Annotated in this window: 24 protein-coding genes; 11 read left to right on the top strand and 13 right to left on the bottom strand. The window is 53.8% G+C overall.

The annotated features are described in order from the left end of the window. The 8 genes from kduD (at position 1) to rbsK (ending at position 7,875) form a co-directional block, all read left to right on the top strand. Positions 1 to 759: a 2-dehydro-3-deoxy-D-gluconate 5-dehydrogenase KduD gene (gene kduD, locus AC3CB2_RS04780; RefSeq protein ID WP_352930515.1), complete on the top strand. Its 759-nt coding sequence runs from the start codon at positions 1 to 3 to the stop codon at positions 757 to 759. A 91-nt stretch (positions 760 to 850) separates the two neighbouring features. Further along, a complete protein-coding gene (kduI, locus tag AC3CB2_RS04785; protein ID WP_352930513.1) occupies positions 851 to 1,687 on the top strand; it encodes a 5-dehydro-4-deoxy-D-glucuronate isomerase in 837 nt (278 codons plus the stop codon). Between the two features lie 378 nt (positions 1,688 to 2,065). Next, positions 2,066 to 2,485, top strand: a complete 420-nt coding sequence (gene rbsD / locus AC3CB2_RS04790; protein WP_008546674.1) for a D-ribose pyranase — start codon at positions 2,066 to 2,068, stop codon at positions 2,483 to 2,485. Positions 2,486 to 2,528: 43 nt separating this feature from the next. Continuing rightward, a complete protein-coding gene (locus AC3CB2_RS04795) occupies positions 2,529 to 4,022 on the top strand; it encodes a sugar ABC transporter ATP-binding protein (RefSeq protein WP_352930511.1) in 1,494 nt (497 codons plus the stop codon). A 5-nt stretch (positions 4,023 to 4,027) separates the two neighbouring features. Then, positions 4,028 to 4,972: a ribose ABC transporter permease gene (gene rbsC, locus AC3CB2_RS04800; protein ID WP_008546773.1), complete on the top strand. Its 945-nt coding sequence runs from the start codon at positions 4,028 to 4,030 to the stop codon at positions 4,970 to 4,972. Positions 4,973 to 5,001: 29 nt separating this feature from the next. After that, positions 5,002 to 5,883, top strand: coding sequence for a ribose ABC transporter substrate-binding protein RbsB (gene rbsB, locus AC3CB2_RS04805; RefSeq protein ID WP_008546486.1), 882 nt, complete (start codon positions 5,002 to 5,004; stop codon positions 5,881 to 5,883). Between the two features lie 69 nt (positions 5,884 to 5,952). After that, positions 5,953 to 6,948: a LacI family DNA-binding transcriptional regulator gene (locus AC3CB2_RS04810; protein WP_352930509.1), complete on the top strand. Its 996-nt coding sequence runs from the start codon at positions 5,953 to 5,955 to the stop codon at positions 6,946 to 6,948. Positions 6,949 to 6,957: 9 nt separating this feature from the next. Then, complete coding sequence (gene rbsK, locus AC3CB2_RS04815) at positions 6,958 to 7,875, top strand: ribokinase (RefSeq protein ID WP_352930507.1); 918 nt, start codon at positions 6,958 to 6,960, stop codon at positions 7,873 to 7,875. Between the two features lie 103 nt (positions 7,876 to 7,978). On the opposite strand, the gene queF is transcribed toward rbsK, so the two are convergent. From queF to AC3CB2_RS04840, 5 genes are all read right to left on the bottom strand, one after another. Next, a complete protein-coding gene (gene queF, locus AC3CB2_RS04820; RefSeq protein ID WP_008547062.1) occupies positions 7,979 to 8,446 on the bottom strand; it encodes a preQ(1) synthase in 468 nt (155 codons plus the stop codon). Between the two features lie 40 nt (positions 8,447 to 8,486). Beyond that, entirely contained in the window at positions 8,487 to 9,227 is a 741-nt protein-coding gene (queE, locus tag AC3CB2_RS04825; protein ID WP_352930505.1) for a 7-carboxy-7-deazaguanine synthase QueE, read from the bottom strand. Then, a complete protein-coding gene (queD, locus tag AC3CB2_RS04830; RefSeq protein WP_352930503.1) occupies positions 9,206 to 9,562 on the bottom strand; it encodes a 6-carboxytetrahydropterin synthase QueD in 357 nt (118 codons plus the stop codon). The genes queE and queD overlap by 22 nt, the downstream gene beginning before the upstream one ends. After that, entirely contained in the window at positions 9,562 to 10,260 is a 699-nt protein-coding gene (queC, locus tag AC3CB2_RS04835) for a 7-cyano-7-deazaguanine synthase QueC (protein WP_014285466.1), read from the bottom strand. The genes queD and queC overlap by 1 nt, the downstream gene beginning before the upstream one ends. A gap of 221 nt (positions 10,261 to 10,481) precedes the next feature. After that, positions 10,482 to 13,235 (bottom strand): hypothetical protein, encoded by a 2,754-nt coding sequence (locus AC3CB2_RS04840; protein WP_352930501.1) that lies wholly within the window; start codon positions 13,233 to 13,235, stop codon positions 10,482 to 10,484. Between the two features lie 301 nt (positions 13,236 to 13,536). On the opposite strand from AC3CB2_RS04840, the gene AC3CB2_RS04845 reads away from it, so the two are divergent. Continuing rightward, positions 13,537 to 14,523 carry a zinc-dependent alcohol dehydrogenase family protein gene (locus tag AC3CB2_RS04845; protein ID WP_352930499.1) on the top strand — a complete coding sequence of 329 codons (987 nt, stop codon included), beginning with the start codon at positions 13,537 to 13,539 and terminating at the stop codon, positions 14,521 to 14,523. Positions 14,524 to 14,554: 31 nt separating this feature from the next. Here the strand turns inward: AC3CB2_RS04845 and AC3CB2_RS04850 are convergent, their stop codons facing one another. The 6 genes from AC3CB2_RS04850 to AC3CB2_RS04875 form a co-directional block, all read right to left on the bottom strand. Continuing rightward, on the bottom strand, positions 14,555 to 15,427 hold the full coding sequence (locus AC3CB2_RS04850; RefSeq protein WP_352930497.1) for an urea carboxylase-associated family protein: 873 nt from the start codon (positions 15,425 to 15,427) through the stop codon (positions 14,555 to 14,557). 182 nt (positions 15,428 to 15,609) lie between these two features. Continuing rightward, positions 15,610 to 16,929, bottom strand: coding sequence for a ferredoxin reductase family protein (locus AC3CB2_RS04855; protein WP_352930495.1), 1,320 nt, complete (start codon positions 16,927 to 16,929; stop codon positions 15,610 to 15,612). A 204-nt stretch (positions 16,930 to 17,133) separates the two neighbouring features. Beyond that, complete coding sequence (locus AC3CB2_RS04860; RefSeq protein ID WP_352930493.1) at positions 17,134 to 18,444, bottom strand: ATP-binding protein; 1,311 nt, start codon at positions 18,442 to 18,444, stop codon at positions 17,134 to 17,136. Then, on the bottom strand, positions 18,441 to 19,109 hold the full coding sequence (locus tag AC3CB2_RS04865) for a response regulator transcription factor (protein WP_352930491.1): 669 nt from the start codon (positions 19,107 to 19,109) through the stop codon (positions 18,441 to 18,443). The genes AC3CB2_RS04860 and AC3CB2_RS04865 overlap by 4 nt, the downstream gene beginning before the upstream one ends. A 156-nt stretch (positions 19,110 to 19,265) precedes the next feature. Continuing rightward, positions 19,266 to 20,141, bottom strand: coding sequence for an SDR family oxidoreductase (locus AC3CB2_RS04870; RefSeq protein WP_352930489.1), 876 nt, complete (start codon positions 20,139 to 20,141; stop codon positions 19,266 to 19,268). After that, positions 20,138 to 20,497 (bottom strand): VOC family protein, encoded by a 360-nt coding sequence (locus AC3CB2_RS04875; protein WP_352930487.1) that lies wholly within the window; start codon positions 20,495 to 20,497, stop codon positions 20,138 to 20,140. The genes AC3CB2_RS04870 and AC3CB2_RS04875 overlap by 4 nt, the downstream gene beginning before the upstream one ends. Before the next feature lie 102 nt (positions 20,498 to 20,599). Here AC3CB2_RS04875 and AC3CB2_RS04880 point away from each other — a divergent pair, with 102 nt between their 5' ends. After that, on the top strand, positions 20,600 to 21,505 hold the full coding sequence (locus tag AC3CB2_RS04880; protein ID WP_352930485.1) for a LysR family transcriptional regulator: 906 nt from the start codon (positions 20,600 to 20,602) through the stop codon (positions 21,503 to 21,505). 9 nt (positions 21,506 to 21,514) lie between these two features. Here the strand turns inward: AC3CB2_RS04880 and AC3CB2_RS04885 are convergent, their stop codons facing one another. Then, entirely contained in the window at positions 21,515 to 22,042 is a 528-nt protein-coding gene (locus tag AC3CB2_RS04885) for a P-loop nucleotide/nucleoside kinase family protein (protein WP_352930483.1), read from the bottom strand. Between the two features lie 63 nt (positions 22,043 to 22,105). Then, the gene (locus AC3CB2_RS04890; protein WP_352930481.1) at positions 22,106 to 23,131 is read right to left on the bottom strand and encodes an AraC family transcriptional regulator; all 1,026 of its coding nucleotides are present in this window, start codon (positions 23,129 to 23,131) and stop codon (positions 22,106 to 22,108) included. A 269-nt stretch (positions 23,132 to 23,400) separates the two neighbouring features. Between AC3CB2_RS04890 and AC3CB2_RS04895 the strand changes: the two genes are divergently transcribed. Next, the gene (locus AC3CB2_RS04895) at positions 23,401 to 23,862 is read left to right on the top strand and encodes a (2Fe-2S)-binding protein (RefSeq protein WP_008546695.1); all 462 of its coding nucleotides are present in this window, start codon (positions 23,401 to 23,403) and stop codon (positions 23,860 to 23,862) included.

A 23,862-nucleotide genomic window follows, 5' to 3' on the forward strand; every position in this document is an offset into this window, starting at 1 on the left:
ATGCTGAATCAGTTTGATTTGAATGGAAAAACTGCAATCGTAACGGGCTGTGACACTGGCTTGGGTCAGGCGATGGCCGTTGGGCTCGCCAAAGCTGGCTGCGATATCGTTGGCGTTAATGTGGTAGAGCCCGTAGACACCATCGCCGTCATGGCTGATACAGGCCGCAAGTTCTTTGATCTGCGCGCAGACCTGAGCAATAAAGAGGCTCTTCCGGGTGTTGTCGCTGACGCTGTTGCAGCCACAGGTAAGGTCGATATTCTGGTCAACAACGCTGGCATTATCCGCCGTGAAGATGCACTGGACTTCTCTGAGGACGACTGGGATGCGGTGATGAACCTCAATATCCGTTCGCTCTTCTTCCTCTCCCAGCTGGTGGCAAAGCAGTTCGTTAAGCAGGGCAACGGCGGCAAAATCATCAACGTGGCTTCCATGCTCTCATATCAGGGCGGCATTCGCGTTCCATCTTACACCGCCTCCAAAAGCGCTGTTCTGGGCCTGACCCGTGCGCTGGCAAACGAGTGGGCAAAGCACGGCATCAACGTCAATGCGATTGCACCGGGCTACATGGCAACCAACAACACCGCAGCGCTGCGTGCCGATGCCGACCGCAATCAGGCCATTCTGGAACGTATTCCAGCAGAACGTTGGGGTGAACCTGGTGACGTGGCTGGCCCGTGCGTCTTTCTGGCCTCTGAAGCGGCGTCCTACGTCAACGGCTTCACACTGGCTGTCGATGGTGGCTGGCTCGCCCGCTAACTGAACTACAAAACCAAAAACGAAGAACGCGCAGTTGAACAACTGGGCGCACGGAGATCTGCGCCCAATCGCCGAATTTTAGGAGATTATCATGGAAGTCAGACAGGCAATTCACAGCGAGCATGCCAAGACACTGGACACAGAAGGCCTGCGCCGCGAGTTCCTCATCGAAAGCATTTTTGCTGCCGATGAAATCACCATGACCTACAGCCACGTAGACCGCATCATTGTAGGCGGTGTCATGCCGGTGAACACGGAAGTGGTACTGGAAGCAGACTACGGCAAGAAACTGGGTGTTTCCTACTTCCTGGAACGCCGTGAAATTGGCTTCATCAACGTAGGTGGCCCCGCTGTCATCACCGTTGATGGTGAAAGCTATGAAGTCGCTCAGGAAGAGGCACTTTACGTCGGCATGGGCGCTAAAGACGTCTCCTTTAAGAGCGTCGATAAGCAGAACCCGGCCAAGCTTTACTACAACTGCGCTCCAGCTCACAAAACCTACCCAAACAAGAAGGTGACACTGGCAGAAGCTTCTCCGGTCACTCTGGGTGATGCTGAAAACTGCAATGAGCGCACCATCAACAAGTACTTCGTGCCGGATGTGCTACCAACCTGCCAGCTGCTTATGGGCATGACCAAATTGCATCAGGGGTCCATCTGGAACACCATGCCGGCCCACACTCATGATCGTCGTATGGAGGTGTATTTCTACTTCAACATGAACGACGATGCAGCCGTTGTGCACCTGATGGGGGAACCGCAGGAAACCCGCCATCTGTTCGTTCACAACGAGCAGGCCGTGATTTCTCCAAGCTGGTCCATTCATAGCGGTGTTGGTACCCAGTCCTACACCTTCATCTGGGGCATGACCGGCGAAAATCAGGAGTTCACCGACATGGATCACATCGCGGTGCCTGACCTGAAGTAATCATCGCCAGATCCGATGAAAACCAGTGAGCCTCGCTTCAAAAGAAGCGGGGCTTTTTGCTGTGTGGGCAGGTGAGGGACCACATATCCCCAAAAACTCAGAGTGATAAAACAGGCGCAAATTGTCTCAGTGGTACATCTGAGAGCTGCCGTCACAGTCATCTGCAGACCGAAATCTGATCCGCAATAAATCCATATAACCTCTGATATTTTTACTACTCGAGCTGAACGGGCAGGGCGCCCATGCATTCAGTATGCCTGAAATGAGCTGGAATAATTCCAGAAAATGACTCACGCAAACGTTTGCGCAAACGGTTGCGTAACTCATGCGCGCCTGTTAACGTCTCTTCAATCGAGACAACGCGGAGGACTTGCTGCAATGAAGAAGGGCGTACTTTTAAACGCTCCGGTCTCTAGCATTATCTCTCATATGGGCCATGGGGATGGTCTTTGTGTTGGAGATGCCGGGCTCCCAATTTCCAAGGATGTCGAGCGCATCGACCTTGCAATTACAAAGGGCCTGCCGGGCATGCTGGAAACAGCAAGCGCGATCACAGCTGAAATGCAGGTGGAGCGGGTAGTAATTGCTGAAGAGCTGATCGAACAGCAACCAGCCTATCATTTGCGTTTGCGCTCACTGATTGCCGAAATCGCTAAATGTCAGGGCACCAACGTAGAGACCACAACTGTCTCTCATGAGGAATTTAAGGCATTAACGGGCAAATGCCGGGCAGTGGTGCGCACGGGAGAATGCACACCCTACGCCAATGTGATTTTCTATTCAGGCGTGACGTTCTGAGGAAAGTCTACAAAACCATTCGGGCTTTGGGAGAGGACACCCAGTGACAACCCTTCTTCAACTTCAGGGAATTGAAAAATCCTTCTCCGGGATCAACGTGCTCAAATCCGTTGATCTGACCATCCGTGCCGGGCGTGTTGTGGCTCTGGCAGGTGAAAACGGTGCGGGCAAATCAACCCTGATGAAAATCATATCGGGCATCTATCAGCGCGATGCGGGTAAAGTGGTCTACAAGGGCAAGGAAGTAGAGTTCACCACCGCGCGTCAGTCCATGGATGCCGGAATTGGCATTATCCACCAAGAACTTAATCTGCTTCCTGAACTCTCCGTCGCTGAGAATATCTATCTGGGCCGCGAACCGACCAAACTGGGCAAGATCCAGTGGGATGTGATTGAACGGGAAAGCAAAAAATACCTCGCACAGCTGAAGCAGGATATTGATCCCAAAACCCCGTTGGGTAGACTTTCTATCGCGCAGCAGCAGATGGTTGAGATCGCAAAAGCGCTCTCGCTGAATGCTGAAGTGATCATCATGGATGAGCCGACCGATGCTCTCACCGATGTTGAGACAGCAATCCTGTTCGAAGTCGTCGATGAGCTGCGCGCCCAGGGAAAAGGCCTCGTCTTCATCTCACACCGTCTGGGCGAAATCTTCCAGATGTGTGACGACATCGCAATTCTGCGCGACGGTGAAATGGTCCATCAGGGCCCGGTCTCTGAAATCACCGAGGACGACCTGATCCGCCACATGGTGGGCCGCGAGCTTTCTGATCAGTATCCATTCGTACCCGCTGTTCCAGGCGATGTGCGCATTGAAGTTGAAAAGCTCACCGCACACGGCGCCAAGGAAATCTCGTTCACAGCCCATGCCGGTGAAGTGGTTGGTTTTGCTGGCCTCGTCGGGGCAGGGCGAACAGAGCTGGCAAAGGCCATTTTTGGCGCCAACCCGATTAAAAGCGGTGCAGTCAAAATCGACGGTAAGGAGATCCGCCTCAGATCTCCGCAGGACGGCGTGAAAGCACAGATCGGCTACGTCACCGAAGACCGCAAGCAGGAAGGCCTTGTTCAATCTCAGGAGCTGGGCACCAACATGTCCCTCACAGGACTGGACCGTTTTTGCAACGCATTCGGTTTCGTCAACAAAGCCTCTGAAGCGGTCACCATCAGCGAATACATCGAAGCCTTCGCCATCAAGACCAGAGATGCAAACACCATCATCTCCAACCTGTCCGGTGGCAACCAGCAGAAGGTCTCCATCGCCAAGTCCCTGGTGCCGGAGCCAAAGGTTCTCATCCTCGATGAACCAACTCGCGGGGTGGATGTTGGCGCAAAGCGCGAAATCTACACGCTGATCAACAAGCTGAAGGCAGAGGGCCTTTGCATCCTGCTGATCTCCTCCGACATGCCAGAGCTTCTGGGCATCTCTGATCGCATCCTCGTCTTGTCCAGTGGCAAGCTGACCGGATCGTTCGACAGAGACGAAGCCACACAAGAAAACATTATGCGCTGCGCCGTTGCAGGCCAAACAAACGGGTAAAACAGATGAAGCTCAACGACTTTATCAGTGAAAATAAGTCTCTGATTGGCCTGATTATCCTGATGGCCGCAGTGTCCTTCGCCAACGCCAACTTCCTCGGCGTTGACAACATGCTCAACATCCTGCGTCAAACCTCGATCAACGCCGTCATCGCCATGGGCATGACCTTCGTGATCCTGACAGCGGGTATCGATCTGGCGGTCGGCTCCATTCTGGCCTTTGCAGGCGCGATCTGCGCAAGCCTTATCGGTATGGATACACCACTTGTCATCGCGCTGTTCATCACCATCATGGTGGGTGCAGGTCTCGGTGCCACCAGCGGCGTGATTATCAGTTATTTCAACGTCCAGCCATTCATAGCAACTCTGGTCGGCATGACCATGATCCGCGGCGCGACGCTGGTCTACACACAAGGCCGCCCGATCTCCACCGGTTACTTTGATGTGGCTGAAAGCTTCTACCAGTTTGGCGGCGGTTACATCTTCGGCATTCCGAACCCGGTGATCCTGATGGTCGTTATCTTCGCGATCTGCTGGTTCATCCTCAGCCAGACCCGTTTCGGTCGTTACGTTTACGCCATTGGCGGCAACGAGAACGTGGCGCGCCTGTCCGGCATCAACGTCAAAAAAGTCAAAATTCTTGTCTACGCCCTCAGCGGTGCGCTCGCAGCACTGGCAGGCATCATCCTGACAGCACGTCTTGAATCTGCACAGCCAACAGCTGGTCTTGGTTACGAGCTCGACGCGATTGCAGCGGTGGTTCTTGGTGGCACCAGCCTCGCTGGCGGCAAAGGCCGGATTTTCGGCACCATTATTGGTGCCCTTATCATCGGTGTGTTGAATAACGCACTGAATATTATGGATGTTTCATCCTACTACCAGATGATCGCAAAAGGTGCGGTTATCCTTCTGGCGGTTGTCGTCGACAGCCGTGGCAAATCAAACGCGTGAGCAAACAAACTGAACCTCGGGAGGTTTCTATGAAAAAACTAGTGAGTTTGGCAGCAGGTGCTGCTCTTCTTCTCGGCTCCACAGCAGTTTCCATGGCACAGGACACATTGGCTCTGGTCGTGTCCACACTGAACAATCCGTTCTTTGTGACCCTGAAAGAAGGTGCAGAAGCTCGCGCAAATGAGCTTGGCTACAAAATCGTTGTTCTCGACAGCCAGAACGATCCGGCTAAAGAGCTGGCAAACGTGGAAGATGTTCTCAGCAAAAACGTTGCTCTGCTGATGATCAACCCAACTGACTCCGACGCAGTTTCCAGCTCCATCCGCGCTGCAAACCGCAAGGACGTTCCGGTTGTTACCCTCGACCGTGGTGCAGCACGCGGCAAAGTGGTTTCCCACGTTGCGTCTGACAACATCCTCGGCGGTGAAATGGCTGGTGAGCTGATCGTTGAAACCCTGCGCGGCAGCGGCAAAATCGTTGAGCTGGAAGGTGTTCCAGGCACTTCCGCAGCGCGTGACCGTGGCACAGGCTTCAAAAAAGCAATGCACGGCGCATCCGGCATCGAACTGGTTGCAGTTCAGCCAGCTGACTTTGACCGCACCAAAGGCCTGAACGTGATGGAAAATATCCTGCAGGCACAGCCAGAAATCGATGCAGTGTTCGCACACAACGATGAAATGGCTCTGGGTGCAATCAAGGCAATTGAAGCTGCAAACCGCGACATCATCGTCGTTGGCTTCGACGGCACCGACGACGGCGTAAAAGCTGTTGAAGAAGGCGCAATGCTGGCAACTGTTGCTCAGCAGGCTGGCATGATCGGTTCCATCGGCGTAGACACTGCGGATAAAGTCCTTAAAGGTGAAAAAGTCGACGCGTACACTCCAGTTGCGCTGAAACTTGTAACCAAGTAAGTGCAAGTAATCTGAATAAAATCGGGTTTGGCGCAAGCGCCAGACCCGACTCTTTGAACCGGAGCGGAAATGGTCAGTATCAAGGATGTTGCACAAGCTGCGGGGGTCTCCGCATCTACAGTGTCTCACGTGATCAACGAGACACGCCATGTTGCTCCCCTGACCAAGCAAAAAGTGGAGGAAGCCATCCAGTCCCTTGGTTTCCAGCCAAGTATGATGGCCCGCGCGCTCAAGGTTAAACGCACCAACATCATCGGCATGTTGGTCTCCAGCAGCTCCAACCCATTCTTCGCAGACGTTGTTCGCGGCGTGGAAGAGGGCTGCTACCAACACAATTTCAGTCTCATCCTGTGTAACTCAGGGCATCAGTCCGACAGGCAGCTGGCAAATCTCAACACCTTGCTTCAGCGCCGCATTGATGCCCTCATGGTGATGACCACCAAAACAGACCCGGCGCTTTACGAGCAGCTCAGCAAGCTGGGCAAACTGCCAAAAGCCATTCTGGATTCCGCCCCGCATCCAAACGCCTGCACCCTGCAGGATGACTCCGTTCTGGGCGGCAGGCTGGCAACAGAACACCTGATCAATCGTGGCCTGACCAAAATCGGCTGCCTCATGGGCCCGCAGGATCATCCGCGTTCTATTGAACGTTACAAAGGCTACAAAACGGCTATGGAAGCTGCGGGCTTGCCCGTGGAAGAAAAGTGGCAATCTGCCGGTCTTCTCACCGCATCCGGCGGTTATGAAGGCATGAAGCAAATTCTGGAAGCGGACAGCCAGCCAGAAGCGATCTTCGCCTTCAACGACCTCATGGCCATGGGCGCCTACCGGGCCATTCAGGAGCGCGGCCTGCGCATTCCCGAAGACATCTCCGTTATCGGATACGATGACGTGGAGTATGCCTCCTACATGGCGCCTACGCTGACAACCATCAAACAGCCCAGCTTTGAGCTTGGGCTAAGCGCTGCAGAAGCGCTGATCAATCATCTGGAAGAGAAGACAGAGATGCCACCCGTGATCAAACTGGTGCCAGAACTCGTCGTCCGCAGCTCCGTTATTAACTAGGAATAACTCATGTCCATCGCCATTGTCGGTTCCATCAATGTTGATATCACAACCCGTTCTGACCGCTTGCCTCAGCCGGGCGAAACGCTGCATGGACAAAGCTATGCCATCAACCTGGGCGGAAAGGGCTGCAATCAGGCCGTTGCCGCTTCTAAACTGGGTGGTGACGCAAAGCTGGTCGGCCGCATCGGCAAGGATGGCTTTGGTGACATCGCAGCCCAGCATCTGGCAGATATGGGCGTTTCAACCGAGCATGTTCATCTGGATGAAACCCACGGCACCGGCATCGCCGTCATCGGCGTAGACGCAAACTCTGAAAACAGCATCATTGTCATCGGCGGTGCAAACCTGGCCGTTGATGAAAGCGATCTGGAACGCTCTGCAGAAGTGCTGGAAACCGCCAAGATCATGCTCATGCAGCTGGAGATCCCGGTTGAAACCTGCCTGAGCGCAGCGAAGAAAGTCCGTGCCTCTGGCGGTAAGGTGATCTTCGATCCAGCCCCAGCACCAGTCCATGGTCTGCCGGAAGGCTTCCTGCAAAACGTGGATGTTGTCACACCAAACGAGACTGAAACCGAAATCCTCACAGGCTTCCGCCCAACCAACGCAGAAGAAGCAGCCCATGCTGCGAACCTGCTGAGAGAGCAGGGCGTTGCTGCGGCTGTCGTGAAACTGGGTGCACGCGGCGTCTACTTTAAAGATGAGACAAGCGAAGGGTTCGTAGAGCCGTTCAAAGTGAATGCGATTGACACTGTGGCAGCCGGAGATTGCTTCAACGGCGGTCTGGCCTATGCGTTGGCTGGCGGTAAAACTCTGGCAGAAGCTGTCCGCTTCGCTGCTGCTTGCGGCGCGCTCTCCACCACCAAACACGGCGCAGCCACATCTGCACCAACACTAGCTGAAGTCGAAGCCCTGATGGGCGCCTAAGGCTGATCAGAACAAGCAAAGTTGGGGTTGGCAGCCTTTTCGCAACCCCAACTGATACTGCATGCGGCGCCTCGTTAGATAAGAAGACGCCGCAAAATAATGCTTAGCCGCGGCCACGATAGGTCGGCACGCCCTGTTCTGGAATCCAGACGCCTTTTGGCTCTTCACCGGTCTGGTAGAACACATCAATCGGAATACCACCACGCGGATACCAGTAACCGCCAATGCGCAGCCAGATCGGGTTCAGCGTGTCCACCAGACGCTTGCCAATGGAAACGGTGCAGTCTTCGTGGAACGCACCGTGGTTGCGGAAGGATGTCAGGAACAGTTTCAGAGACTTGCTCTCAACCAGCCACTGGTCTGGGACATAATCAATCACCAGATGCGCAAAGTCAGGCTGGTTGGTGATCGGGCACAGTGAGGTGAACTCCGGCGCAGTAAAGCGGATCGCATAAGGCGTACCCTGCTGAGGGTTTGGAACCTTCTCCAGAACAGCTTCTTCAGGGGACTGCGGCTGAACAGTGTCACCGCCCAGCATGGTCAGATTTTTATAGATATCGTCTTTGCTCATTGCTCTCTCGAACTCATTTGTCGGTTCAAAGGATTATGCGTTAAACGCCGCGCTTGTTGCCCCACAGCAGCACATGCAGCTGCGGCAGAATGCGTGGCTTGAACCATTGATCGGAAACAGTTTTGTCCACCAGCCAGTGCATACGGTCCATGATGCCGTCCATGTCGATGGCCGCATCATCATCCTCAGGCGGAGGAGGGGTGTGGTTGCCCGGCTGCAGGTACATCGGCAGATAAGGGTAGCGCTCGCTAACGTCTTTGGCCCAGTCGTAGTCCACATCATCAAACACCACCACTTTGATCACACAGGTGGCGGTGTTGAGCGCAGCATCCAGACAAGCGTCAAACTTGTCCCAGTTCACGACCTCACCAGAAGAAGGTGGCTTAGGGCTCAGCACCAGCGTATCCAGATCCGCAAACCAGTCCCGTGCAACAGAGCCTTGCGTCTCGATCGCGAACTTGTAGCCTTTGGCTTTGCCAAGCGCGATCAGCTTTGAGAAGTCCTGAATGGCAGGATTGCCGCCGGATAGAGAAACGGTGATCGGCTGTCCGCAGGAAAGCTCCTCAACCTTCTTCCAAACGTCCTCACTGTCCATCTGGTCCCAGGTATGACGATAGGCACTGTCCACCGCATGCAAGGTGTCACACCAGCTGCATCGGTAGTCACAGCCACCAGCCCGCACAAAAACGGTCGGCTCGCCAATCAAAGCACCTTCGCCCTGGATGGTTGGCCCAAAGATCTCGCTGATACTGAGTTTGCTCATGGTCGGTATTCCGCCCATGTTTTTGGAGTTTCACTCACACGTACCGCGCAGGTCTCCACCCAGTGGCCTTTACAGAACTCGTAAATGGTCTTGGCCAGAAATTCGGAAGTGACCTGATCATGCCCAAACACCTCGTTCAGGTGCCGGTGGTCCAGCTCATCATCAATGAAACGCTTGAGCGGTTTCAGCTCGGTGAAGTCCACCACGAAGCCGTATTCATTGAGAAACTCGCTGGCGAGCTCAACCACCACGATGTAGTTGTGCCCATGCAGACGCGCGCAAGGATGTCCCTCCGGCATTTCGCAGAGTTGGTGCGAAGCCGAGAAGTGAAATTCCTTTGTGATTTTGTACATTATGGTTCCGCTCGTTCCACCGCGGATTTCCAGTAGTCCGGATCCGCGTATTCCGTTGGGTCCTCAACACCCGCAATATCAAAGGCTTCACGCCGTTCAACACAGGTGCCGCACCGCCCGCAGTGTTTCTCTCCGCCTTTGTAGCAAGACCATGTGTCCTCAAACGGCACGTTGATCCGGGCACCTTCTGCAACGATGGCACCTTTGGAAATTTCTACAAATGGTGTGTAAAGGCTCACGTTGGCATAGCCGTCCAAAGCCAGCTTCTGCATGGCTTCAAAGCTTTTGATAAAGCCAGGGCGACAGTCCGGGTAGATGAAGTGATCACCCCCGTGCACCGCCGCAGCCACAGCATCGGCCTGCTGCGCAGCCGCAATGCCAAAGCCGATGGACAGCATGATTGCGTTTCGGTTGGGAACCACAGTGACCTTCATGTTCTCTTCGGCATAGTGCCCGTCAGGAACATCAACATCATCTGTAAGAGCGGAGCCGCTCAAATGCGCTCCAATCTGGCTCATGTCCAGAATATGATGCGGCACGCCCAGCTGTTTTGCAGCATGCGCCGCATAATCCAGCTCTTTCTTGTGCCGCTGACCGTAGTCAAAAGAGACGAGGCCGAGCAATTCGTGTTCACGCGCAACCTTGTAGGCAAGCGTGACCGAATCCAATCCGCCGGAGCAGATTACGATAGTCTTCATAAGGTTTAGTCCTTGTTTTCGCTGTTGCCGGGTAGGCTGCGACCGGCACTCATTGCTGAGCAAGCCGGTACCTAGCAGACTAAATGGGCAAGGAAAAGGACTATTTCGCACTCAGCATATATCTCATGGATAACCTGCTGAGTATAAATGCAAATAACACTTCAGGGTTGTGGGTGCGTGCTTCTGCGACCTCATCCAGAGGCCGCAAAAGCAGTGCGTGTCTATGCTGCCAGCGTCAGCAGTTTAACTTCCAGCTGCACCAGAACAGGTCGCAAGACATTGACGTCATTATCCAAACCGAATGGATGGCGGCGGTACAGCTTGATCGCCTTGTCCCCATCCAGACGCGCCAGCAAAGGCCGTACAATGCGCAAAGCCTCTTCTCGTGCTTTCTTACGTTCCTCAAGCGACTTCTTTTTATCGCCAATGATCTGCGCTTGAGCCCGCAAGTCGCCAGGTATGATCGGCTTGGTAACGCACGCAGCGAACCGCTTCAAAGTGCTGGTATCCACGATGTTTTCACCAGCGTCCTGCTTGCCAGCCACACCGGTGATAAAACCACCTTCAGCAAAGGTCTTTGCTGTCTCCATGCGGGCAATGGCCTTTTCTGTGGCTTTCACAACATCCTTGGCGATGTCTTCCCGGAAGCCAGTCAGCTCACCGCGCATGGCGTCGTACATGCCTTTCAGCTCGTTCAGTCGGCCCATGTTCTCTTCATAGGAAGAGTTCACCGCACATTCCTGTTCCAGCAGCTTCACTTCCGCCAGCAGATCCTTGAAACGGGTCGGATCATAGTTGGCCGTATCAATGCGGGGGAAGCCTTTTAGAGCTGCCTTGGCACCTTTCCAGCTCTTGGCTTTCGCCGTGAGCATTTCCAACTCATCCTTCATCGGACCAGACGTTTCATTAAACTTGCCTTTGGCGAGCTTCCGGTCAATCTCCAGCTGAACACCCTCTTTGTAGTCCGCCTCGATCTTGGCGAAAAACTCATCCTGGTCAGGTGTGGTGTGAGGTCCATCTGTTTCTTCCGCGAATATATAAGCGCGGGCTTTGAGCTCCTCCAGGTATTTGTCAGCCTTTACTTTGACTTCATTCACCTGAGAAATTGCTTCTTTCAGGTCTTCAATGGTCGCAGCGTTATGGGCAGTCACTTTGGCTTGTTTCAGCTCCATTTCCAGCTGACCGTGATAGACCTTCTCCTGCTTGGGCTGCAAAAGACGCTTGAACTTTTTGGCAAGCTCGGGACGGGCTGCACCCAGTTTGGCGAGTAATGGGGGAATCTGCTTGAAAATCTTTTCGATCGGTTCAAGCTTCATATCAAAGACTGTTCTGAAACCGACGGCCTCATCAAGTTGCCTCAAAAGAGGCTGCAAACGCGCACCGTTCAACTTGCTGCACCGACCTAAAGCCTTGTTGATGTTCATCTCCGGCGCTTGCTCGCGCAAAAGTCGAACATCTTCCTCAAGGTTCATCTTGGCTTCAACGTAATAGATTGCCTTCTTACCCGTCTTCGTGTCAGCGACTTTATCGAGGATCTTTTGGGTGTTTGTCTGGAGATCGTCATAACCCGTTGGATTTGAGTTGATGCCTTCCAGAATGTCTTCCGTCTTGATGAACTCCTCAAGGGCAATGGATTCCATGCCGGTGACGCCAGAAGAGCGCAACTCATCCAAAAATTCCAAAGACTCCAAAAGCTTGTTGATCGTTGCACGAGGAACGGCTTTCACATCCTTACCACCGGGGCGCTTCGGAATCTGAGCCATCACATCTTTGTCCAGCCCTGCAGTATCAACGGCACGGGCACGCGCTTCAGACTTACTCTCTTTGGTCACCACCTGATGGTCTGCGTCGAACACAACAAACTTTTCAAGCTGCTTTCGATAGTCCTGAGTACGCGAGTCCAGATTTTTGCTCGCCCATTCGTCTTGCTTGATCCACCGTTCACGGCGTTCAGCCTTCGCACTTAAACTGGCGATGACGCGTTTGGTTGCGGTCAGATCGCGTGAGCTGTCACTTTGATACTCACGAAGTTCGTCAAGCGTGTCTGAAGCAGCAGTCGTTGGTCCTGCCGTTGTCATGCTCTCGCACAGTGTTTCAATATATTTGGCTGTCTTACTCAGTTCAGGAATGGCTTTTTTGCAGGCGTCTGCATCGGACAAAACTTCCGTCCAGCGAGGGTCCTCTGCACGTGAGATAACCGCCTGATATTGGTTCATTTCAAAAAGCAGACCATTCCCCAAACCAGAAAAATTGGCATCTTGAAGTTCAAGGATAATTTCCTTGATCCTCTTGATATCCTGAGCGATCAGAACCTGTTCTTCGCCAATGACATAGGTTGCTGGATGGATTTGCGCATCCATCAGCAGTTTTTTCATGTCTTTGAGCTTGTTGTCCACTTCATCAAGTGTCACCTCGCAAGCTGCGAAGTTGTAAACGCTGCTTTGCTTGTGTGCTTTATCTAAAAGCAGCCCCACCAAGTCGTTAGCATTTGTGAATGCCTGACTTTCTTCTTCTAGGCCAGTTAAGAGACGTACATCCAGAAAAAGCTGTTCTTTTCTCAGTTTCAAAGCGGCGATTTGCTCGGCAAGTACTTTGCCGTAACTTGGATCTGGTGCATCAGGCATATCAATCGCATCAGTTGAACTATCTTCCGTGAGCCTTAGCTCGTCTTGGAGTTCATACAGCCGCTGGCTGTCGTAAAAGAACATCGTTGAGGCAGCATCACGGCGGGCATCTTTTTCGGCCTGAACACGGTCATGTTCACTCATACGGGCAGTGGCTTCTGCAAGTTCTCTCTGTTCTCGTTCCCGTTCCGCTTCATAAAGTACGGTGAAAGCCTGTTCCATACTAGGAACCGTTTGACCAAGCAGCTTATACATCTGCTGAAGCCAGGTTTCCTCCGTCGGGGTCGTTTGGGTTTCAGTCGTTGTAACAATGGTTTCAGTCGGTGTACTGGTGGTTTCTGGTTCAGGCATCGGAGGTTTCACTCAGCTATCGTATGTGAGACATCAAACAGGAAAACCCACGTTCAGACGCATCCGGCATCTCCGCGGGGCTCCACTCCAACAAACATCGCGCACACGCGCACCAGACCGTTATGACGGACCTTCATGAAATATGCGTTGTAATAAATGGTTCGGTTTTCTCTTATTATTGATCTATTTTCGAGCGTCTCGGCACGCCAAAAGTAACCCCACTCAGATCGCAGGATTCTCATGAGCCAAGACCGTGTAATCTGCTCTCAATCATTGCCATGAGCGAAAAGGAGAATGCCGCGTGAAAGCCATGGTCCTGACCGAGATTGGAAAACCGCTCACTCTGCAACAGCGCGATGCCTCACCCGCACCGCAAGCTGGCGAAATCCTTGTTGAGATAGAAGCCTGCGCCGTATGCCGGACAGACCTGCATGTGGTTGATGGGGATCTCAAACACCCCAAGCTTCCGCTGATCCCCGGCCACGAAATCGTTGGCAGAGTGAAAGCCTGTGGGGCAGATGTCAGTGATCTGAAACCGGGAGTGAGAGTAGGTATTCCGTGGCTCGGGCACACCTGCGGCTGCTGCTCATATTGCCAAAACCATCAGGAGAACCTCTGCGATCATCCCATCTTCACTGGTTACACAAGAGACGGTGGCTTTGCCACGCACACCATCGCCGATCGACATTATGCATTTGAACTGGATGAGGACGCTGACCCGGTTGCGCTCGCACCTTTGCTATGTGCCGGATTGATCGGCTGGAGGTCACTGAAGAAAGCAGGCGAGGGCAGGACAATCGGCATCTACGGCTTTGGCGCCGCCGCCCATATCATCGCGCAAATCTGCATCTGGCAGGGCCGGGAGGTCTACGCCTTCACCAGAAGCGGCGATACACATGCTCAGGCCTTTGCCCGGGAACTAGGCGCCACATGGGCTGGAAGCTCTGAAGAAGACCCACCCACAAAGCTGGATGCCGCGATCATCTTCGCCCCGGTCGGAGCGCTCGTTCCAGCGGCGCTCAAAGCGCTGCGTAAAGGTGGGCGGATCGTCTGTGGTGGCATTCACATGAGCGACATCCCGCAAATGCCTTACTCATTGCTATGGGAAGAACGCGAAGTTGTCTCCGTTGCCAACCTCACCAGAGAAGATGCACTGGAGTTCTTCCCCATCGCCAAACAAGCAGGCGTGAAAACCCACTGCATTCCTTACAAATTGGAGGACGCCAACACGGCGCTGGAAGATCTGCGCCACGGCAGATTATCCGGTGCAGCCGTCCTCATCCCATGAGCCCTAACTGCACCAGTCTCGTCAGGTTCGGTTAGGCCTTGTGCCCACCCGCATATCCACTGCGTTTGGCAGGTGACCAACCTTTTAGTGATCCCTCTGCTGGCTTGAAGATCTCCACCAGAAGTGGGTAGCACGGCGTCTTGTCATCGGAATGGCTGCTGCCACAGTCCCCACCCGGACAGGTGGAAAGCGCACCCAACAGATCGATCTCAGCAAAGAACTCGATAAAGTCACCCGGACGCACCGGGCTCGCCTTCATGAAATACTGGTGCGTGTCACGGGTGAAGCCGGTGCACATGAACACATTCATCACATCATGCACATGCGGCTCAGCGCCATCCAGTGACAATCCGCGGGCATCGGCCAATGCACGGGTCAGATTGGAATGACAGCAGTGGTTGTAATCCACGTTCTTGAGCATGTGGTTGGTATAAGGATCACAGCGCGTACCAATCACATCATGAACGCCAGCACCATCCTCATCCCAGCCATACCAGTCCAGCGTATCCTGCGTGATCGTCGCCATCGGGCGCAGATAAGGCATGTTGCTCCACAGACGGTCACCAGTGGAAAGGTGAGAGGCATGCAGTTGGCGTGTTTTGCCGCTGAAGAAGCGCTCGTTCAGGTCGTTGGCATTCCAGAGGTTCAGATCTCCCACCTGCGGGCCTTCAACACTCACAATGCGGAAGAAATGCCCAGCTGGCACATGAAAATGGCCCCCATCACGCGGTGGCACAACAACCTCATCCACCTTCTCTAGGCTCTCCTTAGCCTGCTGATAAAGCTCGGCATCAAAAGCGGGCAGGTGGTCCACTTCGTAACAGACAATCGGATTTTTTGACCGGCGGTCATCAGATGGGGCAGGAACATCTGTAGAGATCGAGCGGGAGGCAAGTTTTGTCATAAGCCAATGTCCTAAAAACGAGTAGGAATTATTGGTCTGATTGAACCCTCCGGAGCTCAATTAATATATTGATTTAATTTCATTGATCCCTTCAGTCCTAAACCTTTCGAAGGGGGGGCGGCACCACAAAAAAAGATAGCTGCACCGGCAGACAGTGCAGCTATCCTCTAGGATGGCCAAGTTTACTTGGCCGGGGCGAACTTTCCAGAATACTGAGTGAGGCGCTCAAACAGAAATCTGAAAAGCTTTCGAAAACCAAGGCCGGAGCGCATCTGAAACTCCTCGTAATGGAATTGGCGCAACGGGTACTTCAGCGCTTTCAGATCGCGCATCAGGGTCTTGCGCATCACTTCCGGCCCACAGAACGCAATCGGCATCACATCGAAATAACTACCCTGCAGAATTTTCAGCAACCGCCCGTCGATGTACTCACCCATATCCGACTCAAACCACTGGATGTGCAGGTTCGGCAGACGGTTTTGCAGCTCTTCCAGTTCTTCCTCAAACGGGCTCTCAAGCCGGTTGCGAACACCGTAGTAAAGGTAGATCTGGCCGGTCTCTTCGCCTGTCAGCGTCTGTGCCCAGGCAAGGAATGGGGTGATGCCTACGCCACCAGCAATCCAGATCTGATCTCGGTTTGATGCCATCTTACGGAACCCGCCATACCCTTTGCTGAGCTGCGCTTTGGTGCCAACCTGAAGCTGGTGAACACGGGAGGTGTAATCGCCCAGCGCGGAGATGCAGAACCGGATCTTGCCATCTTCGCGCGGTGCAGAGGCAATCGTGTATGGGTGCACTTCGCCCATGCTAGCCTGATCAAAGGAAACGTAGGCAAACTGTCCTGCATCGTGAGAGATTGGTTTGCCTTCCGGCTTCAGGGTCACACTGGTGATGCGTCCGTAAATCTGAACATCTTCCACCTCATAGGTCTTGGTGCGACCGACCATGCCTTTGTAGGTCAGGTAAGCGAAGGACGCGATGCCGGCAAAACAGAAGCCAGCCACATAAAGCCCAACCGGGTCACTCCACGAAAACACATTCGGGATCATCAGGTAGTGTGCAGCAGCAAGGGCAAAGAAGATGCCGATCAGACGGTGTGTCCAGCGCCAGATGTTATAGGGAATAAACGTCGCCAGAGAACCAAGGCCCAGGATCAGAATGCCGTAAAAGCCAATCTCACCCAGCTCCTTGGCCAATCCATCCGTTTCACCACCTTTGGAAATCGCATCTGCATCAATGCTGTCATGAAGAAAAGCAGCTGCAATTGCTAAGATAGCCAGCCATTTGTGCAGCACATAAACCCGGTCGAGCGGCCCAAACACAGCCTCAACACCTTTCATGCGTGTGGCCATCACCTGCAAAAGCCCCATGAAAATCAGGGAGACCATGCCAAGGTATTGGCTCAGCAAAACACCATACTCAACCTGTCCGCCAAACTGAGAGAAGATCATCAGGGGAGGCAGGATACTGGCAAAGATGAAGAAGAGGCCAAAGGGTTTCATTCGGGTACGCTCGATCTGTATTGACGATGCGCACTCAGAAGAAACGAGCTATGAAAGATGACTGATATCGTTGGGGGACATCACGCACCTTTCATAGCCCAAAAACTCCGCCGTTGTTTGTAAACGCAGCCTCGGAGTAGGTTTCTTTCTGAGTGCACCCCCTAAAATCACTAGGAAGCTGAAACCTACCTGAAGTTTGCGACACTACTTTTTCAGCTTGAGCACAAAACGTGCTCCGCCAAGGCGTTCACTCTTGCCGAGGGAGATCTCGATCCCATTGCGGCGACACAGAGTTTGCGTAATAGACAAGCCAAGACCGGCCCCAGAGCTGGATTGCCCCGGCATGCGGAAGAACCGCTCAAACACCTTCTCACGATAGTCTTCAGGAACGCCCGGCCCACTGTCTTCCACACTCAGTTGAATATGGTCTTCCGTGCGGTCCAACACCACAATCACTTGCCCGTCACTTGGCGTATGGCGGATGGCATTGCCGATCAGGTTGTTCAGCACAGCCGCCAGATCCTCAGGGTCAACCACAGCCTCCACATGTTCAGACTGAAGCAGCTGAAGCTCCACGTTCTTGTCATGGGCAGCATGGGCCTGCTGGGCAAGGCTTTCCTGCAGCACCGGCAGCAGATCTTGTTCTTTCAGCTCCTTCGCGTCCTGACCCGCCCGTGCATGCTCCAACAGCTTGGCCGCCAGATGGGTGGCACGGTCAACACCCTCAATGATGTTGTCAAAACGCAGCTTGGTCGGTTCATCCAGCTTGTCCCGCTCAATCACCTGACACTGCGCTTTCACCACCGTCAGCGGTGTTCGGATCTCATGGGCCGCATCATCAATGAACCGCTGTTCCCGGGCCAGATACTCTTCAATCCGGTCAAACAGCATGTTCAGGGAATCCACAATCGGCACAAGCTCATCCGCCTGCTTCTTCGTGGTGATTTTGCCGAGGTTCTCCGGCTCGCGTTCCGAGAGAGTTTCGGAGAGTGCGGTGAGGGGGCGTAGACCGCGTTTGACGATAAACACCGTCGCAATAATGGAAAAAACCAGCACCAGTGCCAGCGGAATGGAAACCGTGGCCACCGTCTGGTCTGCCAGCTCAAGGGCCTCATCAAACACGACGCCGATAATGTACTGCTTGTCGCTCTTGAGTCCGGGAAAACTCCAGACCACCCAGCTGTCACCATCGTACTCGATTTCCTGCCCACCGGGCCTCAGGTACTTGGGCAACTCTACTTTGTCGGATGATCTGTAAATGTCGTTGCCGTCTCCATCGCGGATGATCACGAAGTAATCATTCAGTTCATGATGATCATCCAGAAGATTAGGAGATATGGCGTCTCCCTCCAGCTGCGCAATCGCGCTGACAAGCTGAAAGGCCTGTGCATCATGGGTCTCGTAAAGCTCTTCCTCTGTCAAATTATAGACAATGGCGGAAAAGACGCCCCAGACCACAAACAAAAGCGGGATCAGAAAGACGAGGATGCGACTGCGGATGGAGGAAAGTTTCATGCCGGTATGTCCTCATCAACGATATAGCCCACACCGCGGATCGTCCGGATCAACTTGGACGTGGTTTTGCGGCGGATCTGCGAGACATAAACCTCAAGCACATTGCTCTCCGCATTCTCTTCCCAGCCATAAAGCTTTTCCATGAGATCAGACTTGGAAACAACGCGGCCCCGCCGTTCCAAAAGGATGGTCAGCAGGCGAAAGGCGAGGGGCTGCAGCACCACCTCAGTCCCGTTGTAACAGGCTTTCTTCTGGTCCAGATCCAACGTCAACGCACCATGCTGCAACAACATGCGCGTACGACCCACAGAACGGCGCACCAGCGCACGGCAGCGGGCCAGAAGCTCTTCCATATCAAAAGGCTTGGTCAGATAATCATCGGCACCCAGATTGAGGCCATCAATACGGTTTTTAGTGGTCTCACGAGCGGACAGGATCAAGATCGGCACGTCAGCCTTGTCATCGCGCACAGCGCGCAAAAACTCCAGTCCATCCTGACCGGGCAATCCCAGATCCAGAATAACCAGGTCGAACTCTCCGGTTCTCAGAGCGTCTTCTGCCAAAAGACCATCATCGACCCAGTCCACTATAAATTCATGACGTTCCAGAAACGCTTTGATTGCGTCGGCGATCAGCCGCTCGTCCTCAACCAGCAATACGCGCATGTGTTCCTTCCAGCACGGTAATGTGCACCCTGTAATTGCCTCAACTCTTTCACATCTACAAAAAACATGAAACTGAATTGTGCCTGAAGAAACCGCATAGGCTGTTACAATGCCAAGGTAATGGAGAAGTGCCGCTGAGCTGACGTGAGTCAGACGCTAAACACTCAAAGCTGACTGTGCGCACAACACTTCCCGGATGAACCGGTCTATGCCCCGCGGCGGGTGCCCGCACATCTGCTCTACCGTGTCCGTGGTGAAATCACCCCAGCCACTGCGATAGGCCTGCGCATAATCCCGTGAGATCCCGGCGATCCACTCATCCCACCCGGCACTAACAATACCCTCGTAAACATCCTGCGGTGAAACCGGAACATAAGAAATGGTGCGGTTCAGCTCCGCACTTAACGCCTGTGCCACATCAAAGTAGGAGAGGCTTTGAGGCCCCGTCACTTCATAGATAGCCCCATCAAACTGATCACTGAGAACACACTGCGCCGCACATTCAGCCACATCACGGGTATCAACCATCCCCATCTGAGCACCGCCCGTTCCAAAGAAGAAGCTATCTTGCTCGGATATGGTTTGAGCGGCCAGAAACATGTTCTGCATGAAAAGGTTAGGCCGCAGGATCACATAGTCCAGACCAGAACTGATGATCTCCTGTTCAGTTTCCCCGTGAAGCACCGTGTTGGCCGTCGGTCCATCAGGAGCCGCTTTGATTGCCGAAACACGCACCACCTTGCGCACACCGCAATCCTTGGCCACCCGCAAGGCATTGGATGCCTGTACCGCTGCATCAGGATTGGCTGAGGTGATCAGCACCAGCGTATCCACGCCCGTCATGGCCTCACCAAGAGAAGCCTGATCCATAAAGTCACCGTAAAAGGCCTGCGCCCCCAGCGAGGTGACCAGACGTTCATTCTCAGCACTGCGAATGAGCGCCCGCACGTCCCATGGGGCGGACCGCAACACTCTGAGCAGATGTGTGCCAATGGTACCATTGGCGCCTGTGACTAAAACGCTGTTGCTCATGACGACGCCTCCGTCCAAACGGCCAGTTCATTGCCATTGGGGTCAGCAAAGTGAAAGCGCTGCCCACCGGGGAAGGAATAGATCTCTTGTAAGATCTTTCCGCCAGCCTCGCGTACCGTTGCCAAAGTGCCAGCAAGATCCTTTGCATACAGCACCACAAGCACACCGGGCGCTTGAACTGGAGTGCCGCTTTCGCCATTAAACCCGCCTTCAACACCAGCACCTGAAAAGCTGATGTAGTTCGGTCCCCAATCCTCAAAGAACCAGCCAAACACTGAGCCATAGAAGCTCTTGGTCTCCTCACTCTTGAGCAGAGGAAACTCGATGTAATTGATGGATTTGTCCTGATGTTCCATCTCATAAGTCCTTTCATCCTGTGAGTGGACCTATTCTATTATTCTTGGCCATTTGGTAGTATCGCCCCAATTGGAAAGCATATTTTCAAATGTGGGAATATAATGCAGGATCTGAACGCCATCGCCATCTTTGCAGAAGTCGCCAAAGCAGGCAGCTTTTCTGCCGCTGCAAAGAACTTGCACGTGCCCCTTTCTACGGTCAGTCGCAAAGTCTCAGAGCTGGAGGCGCAGCTTGGCACCAAGCTGCTGGAACGCACCACGCGCCGCATGCGCCTGACCGAAATTGGCGAGCAGTTCTATAAAACCTGCCTGCCGGGTCTGGAGGCTTTCAAGGCTGCTGACAGAGTGGTCGAGCAACGCCAGACCGCTTTGTCCGGTGATCTTAAGGTGACGATCCCACCCAATCTGGCTGAAGCGCTCTTCATCCCCGTCATCGGCCAGTTCCGCCTGCAATATCCTGATGTCCGCGTGCAGATGATTGTCTCAGAGCGCAATCTCGATTTCATTGAGGATGATGTGGATCTGTCGTTCCGCGTTGGACCCAAACCGGATTCTGGTCTCACCCTTACCAAACTGGCCACCTACCGCCATGTGCTGGTAGCATCACCCACCTACATCGCAGAGCATGGCGTGCCAGATCATCCCGATAAGCTGCCGGAACACGCGCTGATCGGGTTTGGCTTCTGGCAAAAGCCTGAAGTTTCCTGGAGTCTGAGCCGCAAAAATGAGGAACGGGTGATCAGGTTCACCCCGGAAATCGGCATCAACGATTACGCAGCCATGCAATCCGCCATCAAGGCAGGTTTGGGTATAGGGGAGCTGCCATCCATCCTCTGTCAGGACGCCTTGGCAAAACGTGCGCTGGTTGAAGTACTGCCAGATTGGACATTCCCGGAAATCGACCTGCACGCCATGCATACCGGCAAAGAAAACCAGTCTCGCATCGCCCGCCTGTTTCTGGAAGCCTGCATCAACAGGATCCGGCCTAAACTGCGGCAGTTCTCTTAGGAATAGACCCTAGTATGAGCCGTAGCGCACCAGCTGGCTGAAGGCTTCGACAATCTCATCAACGCTGTCATCGACGGGTTTTTCAAAGGTATCAATCACAAGCCGATGTTTCTTCCAAGGCTCATAGCGCCGCCGCTTCACCGCATCCCAGGTGGGCAAGGTCATCGCAGAAATATCGTTGGGCCGGTTCTCTACGCGCTTCTTGTGTTCCGCGTCATCAGAGCAGATCACCTCGATGTTCATGGCTTTCACTCTGGCGCCCAGCGCAGCTTCCATCCAGATGTTGCGGGTGATCTCAATCGGGTTCACCGCATCCGCAATCACGTTGTTGCCAAGGAGCAGATTGTCTTTGGCAATGGCCGCTGCCACCACGTACCCAGCGTCTTCCGCAGGCGAAATGGCGAGAACCGAGGTCTTGAGCGCAGCCTCAATGGAATCGATACGAAGATGAACAGCCTGCAGGCGGGGTGCCAGAGCCTTTGCCAGTGTTGTCTTTCCAACGCCCGGCAGCCCTGAAAATACGAATAAGATAGCCATGGCAGGCTCTTAACAGCCTAAGGTTTCACGAGGCTTTCCTCATAACCCCTGTGCGGATTGGCCTCAGGCGATCCCGCGCACCTCCATCGGCGTCTTGCCCGTCCAGCTCTGAAACGCCCGGAAAAATGAGCCTGTATCCTTGTACCCCAGCAGATAGGAGATCTCCGGAATACTCAGATCACTGCGCACCAGATAGTGCTGGGAAAGCTCGGAACGAGTCTCGCTCAGGATATCCTGAAAGCTCTTGCCTTCTTCCTTCAGCTTACGCTGCAACGTCCGCTTGCTGGCATTCAGGCGCTGACTGATCACCTCAATGGTGTTTTGCCCCGCAGGCAAACTTTCCAGCAGCGCATTCTTCACACGGCGGGACATCTCATCAGAAGAACCGGAGCTTTTCAGCTTCTGACGCAAGCCGTCCTCAAACGTATCCCACATACCTTCCATCTGTGTGATCAGCGGGCGGGTCGCGTCCTCCAGCGAAAGGGTGATGTGAGCCACGGGAGCAGGGGTGGCTTTCACGCCGCACTCCGCCTCAACCGCAGACCAGTCCAACTTACCCACCGGACCACCCACACTCAGCGGCACAATAGGCTCGCCGGTAAAGGTACGGCTGCAATTGGTGAAGTAGATAATCTCAAACTGCGCCAGAATTTCAGGAAACGGCTCGCTCGGATCGCTGGAGGTGAACAGAATGGAGACCGTACTGTCCGTCCGCTCAACCTCCAATCGGATAGGCGCAATCAGCGGTTTGAACAGCGCCAGACGCTTGACGCCTTCCTCAATGTTGGGGCTGCAGGAAAACGCAAACAGGTGCGGCACAAACGAGCCTTGCTTGACCGTGCTGCCCAGCTTTACTGCAAGATCATTGCCACCATATTCCTGATAAAGGGCCTCCCAAAGCGCGAAATACTGCGCCTGCGTGATGCCCTTGGCCGTCGGGCCAAGCTGCTCAATGGAAACGCCGGCACGACGCATCACCCGGTCCACAGGCAGATCAAGATATTGGATCACTTGCGCCATCATGGCAGCGCCAGGGTAGAGGTGTGCGTATTTCGTCATGTTCGGCTCGGTCTTATTGATTGTTGCCACTCTTTCATCTCGAAATTTTGCTAGCTAGGCCAGTGCTAAATTCAATAGTGGCGCGAAATGGCAGTACTTTGGCGTGATTTGGCACTATTTTGGCGTGATCCGCTAATGAAAGCCAACAGAGCCGATGCTAGGGATTAATACCGATCATTCGTTTCAGGCGTAAAAAGCAGAAAAAGCGCACGCGCACATAACACTGCCCCATTCAAAAAGTGCCTGAGATTATTGCTGAACCCAGCCAACCGCTACGGATCAAAAAAGGAAATTTTTTGATGGCAATTTCTTTAAAACTCAATGGCCAGACTCATAGTGTTGAAGCCGAACCGGGCACCCCGCTTCTTTGGGTGATCCGCGACGAACTCAAGCTCACCGGCACAAAATTCGGGTGTGGTGTTGCCTCCTGTGGGGCGTGCACCGTTCACATGGATGGCGAACCGGTTCGCTCCTGCCAAACCTTTATTGAAGATGTTGAAGACGCAGAGATCACCACAATCGAGGGCCTGAAGTCCACCCCGGCGCAGGCAGTGCAGCAGGCCTGGACGGAACTTGATGTGGTTCAGTGCGGTTACTGCCAATCCGGCCAGATCATGTCCGCCGTTGGTCTTCTCAGCGAAAACGCCAAGCCGACCTTGGAAGAAATTGACGATTACATGGATGGCAACGCCTGCCGCTGCGCTACTTACCAGCGCATCCGTGCTGCCATCGTTCGTGCATCAGAAATCATGGAGGCTTGA

The organism is Pseudovibrio sp. SCP20 (genome assembly GCF_057774105.1).

Excerpts from the sequence above, each read along its gene's own strand:
- AC3CB2_RS04850 (WP_352930497.1), bottom strand. The coding sequence starts at position 15,427 with ATGACAAAACTTGCCTCCCGCTCGATCTCTACAGATGTTCCTGCCCCA.
- AC3CB2_RS04860 (WP_352930493.1), bottom strand. The coding sequence starts at position 18,444 with ATGAAACTTTCCTCCATCCGCAGTCGCATCCTCGTCTTTCTGATCCCG.
- rbsB (WP_008546486.1), top strand. The coding sequence starts at position 5,002 with ATGAAAAAACTAGTGAGTTTGGCAGCAGGTGCTGCTCTTCTTCTCGGC.
- rbsK (WP_352930507.1), top strand. The coding sequence starts at position 6,958 with ATGTCCATCGCCATTGTCGGTTCCATCAATGTTGATATCACAACCCGT.
- kduI (WP_352930513.1), top strand. The coding sequence starts at position 851 with ATGGAAGTCAGACAGGCAATTCACAGCGAGCATGCCAAGACACTGGAC.
- kduD (WP_352930515.1), top strand. The coding sequence starts at position 1 with ATGCTGAATCAGTTTGATTTGAATGGAAAAACTGCAATCGTAACGGGC.
- queD (WP_352930503.1), bottom strand. The coding sequence starts at position 9,562 with ATGTACAAAATCACAAAGGAATTTCACTTCTCGGCTTCGCACCAACTC.
- AC3CB2_RS04885 (WP_352930483.1), bottom strand. The coding sequence starts at position 22,042 with ATGGCTATCTTATTCGTATTTTCAGGGCTGCCGGGCGTTGGAAAGACA.
- AC3CB2_RS04875 (WP_352930487.1), bottom strand. The coding sequence starts at position 20,497 with ATGGAACATCAGGACAAATCCATCAATTACATCGAGTTTCCTCTGCTC.
- AC3CB2_RS04855 (WP_352930495.1), bottom strand. The coding sequence starts at position 16,929 with ATGAAACCCTTTGGCCTCTTCTTCATCTTTGCCAGTATCCTGCCTCCC.
- rbsD (WP_008546674.1), top strand. The coding sequence starts at position 2,066 with ATGAAGAAGGGCGTACTTTTAAACGCTCCGGTCTCTAGCATTATCTCT.
- AC3CB2_RS04870 (WP_352930489.1), bottom strand. The coding sequence starts at position 20,141 with ATGAGCAACAGCGTTTTAGTCACAGGCGCCAATGGTACCATTGGCACA.
- AC3CB2_RS04880 (WP_352930485.1), top strand. The coding sequence starts at position 20,600 with ATGCAGGATCTGAACGCCATCGCCATCTTTGCAGAAGTCGCCAAAGCA.
- rbsC (WP_008546773.1), top strand. The coding sequence starts at position 4,028 with ATGAAGCTCAACGACTTTATCAGTGAAAATAAGTCTCTGATTGGCCTG.
- AC3CB2_RS04840 (WP_352930501.1), bottom strand. The coding sequence starts at position 13,235 with ATGCCTGAACCAGAAACCACCAGTACACCGACTGAAACCATTGTTACA.
- AC3CB2_RS04865 (WP_352930491.1), bottom strand. The coding sequence starts at position 19,109 with ATGCGCGTATTGCTGGTTGAGGACGAGCGGCTGATCGCCGACGCAATC.
- queE (WP_352930505.1), bottom strand. The coding sequence starts at position 9,227 with ATGGGCGGAATACCGACCATGAGCAAACTCAGTATCAGCGAGATCTTT.
- queC (WP_014285466.1), bottom strand. The coding sequence starts at position 10,260 with ATGAAGACTATCGTAATCTGCTCCGGCGGATTGGATTCGGTCACGCTT.
- queF (WP_008547062.1), bottom strand. The coding sequence starts at position 8,446 with ATGAGCAAAGACGATATCTATAAAAATCTGACCATGCTGGGCGGTGAC.
- AC3CB2_RS04810 (WP_352930509.1), top strand. The coding sequence starts at position 5,953 with ATGGTCAGTATCAAGGATGTTGCACAAGCTGCGGGGGTCTCCGCATCT.
- AC3CB2_RS04895 (WP_008546695.1), top strand. The coding sequence starts at position 23,401 with ATGGCAATTTCTTTAAAACTCAATGGCCAGACTCATAGTGTTGAAGCC.